Genomic DNA, 6,621 nt, shown 5'->3' with positions numbered 1-6,621 from the left:
GCCGCCTACCACGCGGGCGCGCCGGTCACCGCACTGGTCTACGCGCTGCGCGCGCCGCTGAGCCCGCGGCTGCTCCCCGACCTCACCCACTACCTGGCGCGGCCTGGAACACCACCCGCCGGCACCTGACCGTTTGACGCGTACAGTGATCGAGAAGTCACGGAATGTGAAGATCGATTACATGCGCGCATCAGCCGCCGTGGCCGTGACCATGGCTATCGGAACGGTCGTCCCCGTGGCCTCCGCCCAGGCGGAGGCCACGACGCAGACGCTGGCGTTCACCGGCGGTCCCCAGCAGTACACCGTTCCCGAGGGAGTGCAGTCGGTCCGTGTGGACGCCTACGGGGCGTCGGGCGGCGGCCCCGGGCCGAACGGCGGCGCCGTCGGGGGGCTGGGCGCGCAGGTCACCGGGTGCCTGGCGGTGAGCGGCGGGCAGGTGTTGGACGTCATCGTCGGCGGGGCGGGCGGAAGTGCCAGTGCGGCCGGATCAGGTGCCGGCGGGTACGGCGGCGGCGGCGCCGGTGGTCAATTCGGCCAAAATGGCGGGAACGGCGGTGGCGGCGCCACCTGGGTGCGCTCTGGATCCACCGACCTGGTCGTCGCCGGAGGGGGCGGTGGGGGCGCGGCCGCCTCCGGGCCAGGAGCCACCACCGTCGTCGGGGGTGACGGCGGCGCGACCGGCACGGCCGGAGCGCCGCGCCTGAGTTCGTTCAACGGTGCTCCCGGCGAGGCGGGCGGCAACGGGGGCGCGGGCGGCGCGGCAGGCGAGGGCCCGCGGCCGGATCTGAGCGGCATGGCCGGCTCGGCGGGGCAGGGCGGAGCGGGGGCGCAGTACGGGACGGGCTACTACCAGGCCGGCAGCGGCGGGGGCGGCGGCGTCGTGGGCGGTGGCGGCGGTGGCGCGGCCGCCGCCGGGGGCGAGCAGCCGTGGGTCGGCGGGGCCGGTGGCGGCGGCTCCAGCCTGGGCCCCGAGGGCGCGACCATCAGCCCCGGTGCGCACCGGGGCGACGGCATGGTCACCTTCACCTCCGATCCCACCTGGGGCCCGGACTGCCAGAGCGCCGAACCGCCTCCGCCCCCGCCCCCGCCTCCGCCTCCCGGCAAGCCCCGGCTGGAGATCGTCAAGACGGCCGACGTGAGGCGGCCCTGTCCCGGGGAGGTCGTCGGCTACAGCGTGACCGTCCGGAACACGGGCGACGCGACGGCCACGAGCGCGGAGATCACCGACCGGCTGGAGGACGTCCTCGACGACGCCGCCCTGAAGGTCCGGACGCTGAGGGCCTCCTCCGGGTCCGTGACCTACCGCAGGCCGGTCATCACCTGGCGCGGTGACGTCGCGCCGGGCGGCACCGTGACGATCACCTACAAGGTCCGGGTCACCGGGCACGGGAACGGCCGGCTCGCCAACCGGGTCACCGGGCCGTCCATCTCCAACTGCCGGCCGGGTTCGTGGGATGGGCGCTGCCGGACCCACGTCCGCGTCAAGACCAGGTTCAGGCACCTGCCCGTCCTCGGCTAGCTCTCGCCGCCTATGGCGGCTGGGAGATCCGGCGCCGTTCCCGATGGTGGGGAGCGGCGCCGGTCTTCTCGGCTGCGGCCGGGCTGGGAGTCAGTGGGTGGAGAAGCCGCCGTCGATGAACAGGGCCTGTCCGGTCACGTAGGAGGACGCCGGGGAGGCCAGGAAGACCGCGGCTCCGGCGAAGTCCTCGGCGACGCCGTTGCGTCCGGCGAAGGTGCGGGCGGCGAGGGCCTCGACCAGTTCGGGGTCGGCCTGCAGCCGCTGGTTGAGGGGCGTCATGACGAAGCCGGGGACCAGGGTGTTGGCGGTGACGCCGTGCGGGGACCATGCCTCGGCCTGGGAGCGGGCGAGCGCGGCGAGGCCGGCCTTGGAGACGCCGTAGGCGCCGCTGGAGACGAACGCGCGGTAGGCCTGCTGGGAGGTGATGTGGATGAGGCGTCCGTAGCCGCGTTCGGCCATGCCCGGGCCGAAGCGCTGGCCGAGCAGGTAGGGCGCGTCGAGGTTGACGGCCATGGTGGTGTCCCACACCTCGTCGGTGAGCTCGCCCATGGGCGGCCGCAGGTTGATTCCGGCGGCGTTGACCAGGATGTCGGGTTCGCCGAACGGTTCGGCGGCCTGGTCGGCGGCGGCGCGGACGGCGTCGCGGTCGGTGAGGTCGGCGCTGACCCGGGCGGCGCGGCCGCCGAGGCCGGTGAGGTGGTCGACGGTGGCGTCGAGTTCGCTCTCGCGGCGGGCCACGACGACGACGGACGCCCCGGCGCGGGCGAGGGCCTCGGCGATGGCGCGGCCGATGCCGGAGCTGCCGCCGGTGACCACCGCGACGCGTCCGTTCAGGGAGAACAGTTCGGACAGGTAGGACGCGGGCGCGTGGGGTGCGGGTCGGTTCATGGAACCGTCACCCTACGGGAGGGCGTTGGGGTCCCGGCTCCCGGCCCGCTCGCGACCGCCACCCCCGGTGCCCGCGTCGTCGCCGGCGCCCATCTCCTCGGTGCCGGTGCCGTCGGTGTCGGGGTCGTCGGGGGTGCGGCGGTCGCGCCAGATGATGACGGCGATGACCGCGACGACCACGAACGTCGGGACGAAGAAGGGGATGGCGGTGACGGCCGAGTGCGTGGCGAGCGGCTCGGCCGCCGTCAGCGGAACGGGGATCATGCGCCGACCTTCTCCGGGGCGGTGGCGGGCCGGGCGGGCGCGGGCAGGACGCGGGCGATGCGGGCGACGCCCCAGCCGAGGGAGATGAGCAGGGTGAGGGTGCAGGCGAGGACGACGGCCGAGCAGGCGGCCCACAGCCAGGGCGGCAGGCCGGTCTTCAGCTCGCGCTGCAGGATGTGGCGTTCGCCGGTGACGGCGCGCGTGACGTGCGGCTGGGCGGGCAGTTCGGGGGCGTTGATGGCCTTGTCGTGCGGGAGGTAGACGGGGACCGCGGCGAGTTCGCGTCCGTCGTGGAGGCGGACCAGGGTCTTCCACTGCCCGCCGATGGGCACGGGGGCGCTGGTGCGGTAGACGCCGGGGGCCTGCCGGACGAGGTGCTCGACGTACAGGCCCTCGCCCTGCCAGGCGGTGATGTCGATCCAGGACGGCTGGTCGAGGGTGTCGCGGGGGGTGAGCTCGACGCGGACGTCGGCGGTGCGGTGGGTTCCGGTGCCGTGGACGGCGGTGAGGGTCAGCGTCGCGTTCCCGCCGCGCGGGACGGTGAAGATCTGGCAGTTGACCAGCGCGGCGGCGAACACGGCCAGGCTCGCGGCGAACAGCGCGCGGGCCACCAGCGGCCTGCCCGGCGCGCCCTTTTCCGTGCCGGCGGGACGTCCGGGCAGGCGGCCGTCCAGGCCCTCGGCGAGCAGCGCGCCGCAGACGCCTCCGGCGACGCCGCCGACGACGGCCATCGCGGTGCCCTCGACGGCGATGTCGGCGGTCCAGGGCAGGCGGAAGGCCAGGTGCGTCCAGGCGAACTCGGCGGCGAACCCGGCGGTGCCGATGAGCACCCCGGACACCGCGCCGAGCGCGAGCGGGCGGCGGGCCAGGAACAGCGCGGCGAGCTCGACGCACAGCGCCTCGGCGAAGTACAGCGGGACGGCGGCCCACAGTTCGCCGATGACGCCGGCGACCAGGACCGACACGCCGCCGCGGACGAGCATGTAGAACGCGGCGGCGAACACCGCTCCGCCGCGTCCGACCCACAGGCGGGCGCAGACCAGGGCGCAGCCGGCGGCGACGGCGATGAGCAGCGGCTGGTGGACGAGCCGGAACTGCGGGACGCCGAAGTCGTACTCGGCCTGGAACACCGACAGTCCGACGAGCAGGCCGCCGCACATCATGCCGCGGCGGAGCCAGCGCGCCCAGGCGGGTGAGGCCGGGCCGTCCGGGGCGGTGGCGGCGTGGGCGCGGCGGCCTTCGCGTTCGAGGATCATCATGGCGACCAGGGAGAGCCCGGCGCCGCCGATGAGCATCAGGTGGGTGGGGCCCCACAGGGTGACGTCCTGGCCGAAGATGCGGTGCCAGACGTCGTCGAGGGGGAAGCCGAGCAGGGCGTAGAAGCCGGCTCCGGCGAGCAGCACGCCGCCGGTGGGCGCGTGCCAGGTGCGGGTGATGCGGACGGCGGCGGCGCCGGGCCGCTGTCCGGAGGCGGGCAGCACGACGGCGAGGACGCCCGCGGTGAAGATCCCGAACAGGCCGAACAGGATCGGGTAGTGGGCGATGTTGGCGAGGGGGCCGACGTCGCGTCCGTGCGAGATGTGCAGGGAGATGTCCCAGTACATGCCGAGCAGGGCGGTGAGCAGGGACACCAGGGCGACGACGGAGGGCAGGGCGGCCCAGCCGGGCAGGCCGCGTCCGGGGCCGCGTTCGGCGAGGGCGGCGGCGCGGGTGAGCCAGTCGAGGCGTCCGGTGCGGTGGCCCCAGCCGAGCAGGAGCAGCGCGGCGGTGAGGACGGCGGCGGCGCCGGAGGCGATGAACACCTGGCCGACCGCCGCGCCGCCGGCGGGCTTGTCCGGTTGCGCCAGGTGCGGGACGGCGGGGTGGCCGAGCAGGCGCGCGGCGGTCGCGGTGACGGCGTGCGCGGTGACGGGTGGCGCGGTGATGGGGGGTTGGTGAAGCACGATCGCTCCCTCGGGCGGTTTCGGGGGGTGATTCCACCCACGGGCCGGAGTATGCCAGCCTCGAATGTGTCATTGTCTAGTGTCACATCGTGTGGTGTGCGGCACCCGGGCGGTCGTCCGCCGGGCGGCCGGGCGAGTGGGAGGACGAGTGGGAGGAGGCGTCGTGCGTGCGTCGAGGTGGCCGGTGAGGGTCATGGCGGGTCTGGCGGCCGGGGTGCTGCTGGCGGCCGGTGCGGGGTGCGGGAAACCGGCCGCGCGGACGCAGCCGGAGACCGGCGCGACACCCGGCCCGCCGACCGTCGCGCCGAGTGGCGCGCCGGGGAGTGGGCCGTCGGGAGACGCGTCGCCCGGTGTGACCGAGGTGCGGGTGTCGGTGGTGAAGGGGCGGGTGGTGACGGCGTCCCGGACGGTGAAGGTGCGGCGCGGCGCGACGGTGCGGATCACGGTGACCAGCGACGTGCCCGAGGAGTTCCACCTGCACGGCTATGACCGGGAGCTGGAGCTCGCGCCGGGGCGTCCGGCGTCGTTGCGGCTGGTCGCGTCGCTGCCGGGGGTGTTCGAGGCGGAGATGCACCACTCGGGCGCGCGGGCGTTCGAGCTTCAGGTGGGCTGAGCGGTGGGTTCGCTGACCGGAGCGGCGCTGAACGGCCCGGCGTTGAACAGCCCGGTGGGGATCGGCCCGGTGTCGGGCGGGGCGGGTTGGAGCGACGCGGCGTGGAGGGGTCCGGTGCCGGGGGGCGGGGTCCTTGCGCATGGGCTCGGCGGCCGGACGGATCTGCCGTTGGACGGGGTGACGGCGGTCGCGGGCGGCGGCGCGGCGGTCGCGGTGACGTTCCTGGCGTTGACGGTGGCGTGGACGCGGCCGCGGCTGCGTCCGGACGCGGGCCGTCCCCTGCCGGCGCGCCTGGCGCGGCTGCTGGACGCGTCGTGGCCGACGCGGGTGGCCCGCTGGGTGGCGCTGGTGCTGTCGGCGGCGGTGGTGGCGGTGGCGTTCGCGGGGCCGTCCTCGGACGCGCGGAACATGGCGCCGTGGGCGCTGTTCGTGACGTTCTGGGTGGGGCTGGTGCCGGTCAGTGCGCTGTTCGGGCCGGTGTGGCGGCGGGTGAACCCGCTGCGGACGCTGCACGCGGCGGTGTGCCGGGTCGCGCGGGTCGACCCGTCCGGTCTGCGGGCGGCGCCGAAGTTGCTGGGGTGGTGGCCGGCGGCGTGCTGGCTGCTGGGGTTCGTGTGGCTGGAGCTGGTCGCGCCGCATCACAGCGATCCGCGTCTGGTGGGGTGGCTGCTGGTCGGGTACGCGGCGGTGAACACCGGGGCGGCGGTGTGGTTCGGGCGGGACTGGTTCACGCGGGGCGACGGGTTCGAGGCGTACTCGTCGCTGCTGGCGCGGATGTCCCCGGTGGGGCGGCGTCCGGACGGGGCGCTGGTGTGGCGGACGCCGTTGACGGGCCTGGTGGGGACGGGCGGCGAGCCGGGGCTGGCGGCGACGGCGTGCGTGCTGATCGGCTCGACGGGGTTCGACGGGGTGACCCGGACGACGTACTGGCGCGACAACGTGGACCCTTCGGACGTCCCGGCGGGGACGGCGGGCCTGCTGGTGTGGGTGGGCGCGGTCGCGGTGCTGTACGGGGCGGCGATGTGGGCGGGGGCCCGGGTGTCGGGGCAGGACGCGCGGGAGTGGAGGGGCCGGTTCGCCGGGTCGCTGCTGCCGATCGCGCTGGGGTACACGGTGGCGCACTACTTCTCGTTCCTGCTGCTGGAGGGGCAGACGACGGTGATCCTGGCGAGCGATCCGCTGGGCCGGGACTGGGATCTGCTGGGCTCGACGGGCAACGTGGTCGACTACGGCCTCCTGACGCCGTCGGTGATCGCGATGGTGCAGGTGAACGCGATCGTCCTGGGGCATCTGGCGGGGACGGCGGTGGCGCACGACCTGGCGTTGCGGACCGTCCCGCCGCGGCGGCGCCTGGCGAGGCAGGCGGCGCGGGCGGCGGGGAATGTGTGGCGGGG

At 75.4% G+C, this 6,621-nt stretch carries 6 protein-coding genes; 3 read left to right on the top strand and 3 right to left on the bottom strand.

From position 1 onward, the window contains the following. The first annotated feature begins 181 nt into the window (after positions 1-181). Complete coding sequence (locus tag AB0J52_RS22045; RefSeq protein WP_500183703.1) at positions 182-1,519, top strand: DUF7927 domain-containing protein; 1,338 nt, start codon at positions 182-184, stop codon at positions 1,517-1,519. A 90-nt stretch (positions 1,520-1,609) separates the two neighbouring features. On the opposite strand, the gene AB0J52_RS22040 is transcribed toward AB0J52_RS22045, so the two are convergent. The 3 genes from AB0J52_RS22040 to AB0J52_RS22030 are packed head-to-tail and all read right to left on the bottom strand — an operon-like array spanning position 1,610 to position 4,614. Then, entirely contained in the window at positions 1,610-2,407 is a 798-nt protein-coding gene (locus AB0J52_RS22040; RefSeq protein WP_500183701.1) for an SDR family NAD(P)-dependent oxidoreductase, read from the bottom strand. 12 nt (positions 2,408-2,419) lie between these two features. Then, positions 2,420-2,671, bottom strand: a complete 252-nt coding sequence (locus AB0J52_RS22035; protein WP_500183699.1) for a hypothetical protein — start codon at positions 2,669-2,671, stop codon at positions 2,420-2,422. Beyond that, entirely contained in the window at positions 2,668-4,614 is a 1,947-nt protein-coding gene (locus AB0J52_RS22030) for a hypothetical protein (RefSeq protein WP_500183698.1), read from the bottom strand. Before AB0J52_RS22030 ends, AB0J52_RS22035 begins: the two co-directional genes overlap by 4 nt. A 163-nt stretch (positions 4,615-4,777) precedes the next feature. Between AB0J52_RS22030 and AB0J52_RS22025 the strand changes: the two genes are divergently transcribed. Both AB0J52_RS22025 and AB0J52_RS22020 read left to right on the top strand, forming a co-directional pair. Then, positions 4,778-5,227, top strand: a complete 450-nt coding sequence (locus tag AB0J52_RS22025) for a cupredoxin domain-containing protein (protein ID WP_500183696.1) — start codon at positions 4,778-4,780, stop codon at positions 5,225-5,227. Between the two features lie 177 nt (positions 5,228-5,404). Then, positions 5,405-6,621: hypothetical protein (locus tag AB0J52_RS22020; RefSeq protein ID WP_500183706.1), on the top strand; the 1,217-nt coding region annotated here is incomplete at its 3' end.

The organism is Spirillospora sp. NPDC049652 (assembly GCF_040675125.1).
GTDB lineage: Bacteria > Actinomycetota > Actinomycetes > Streptosporangiales > Streptosporangiaceae > Spirillospora.
The sequence above is the reverse complement of the archived record's forward strand: the minus strand, read 5'-3'. Positions and strand labels throughout refer to the sequence as shown.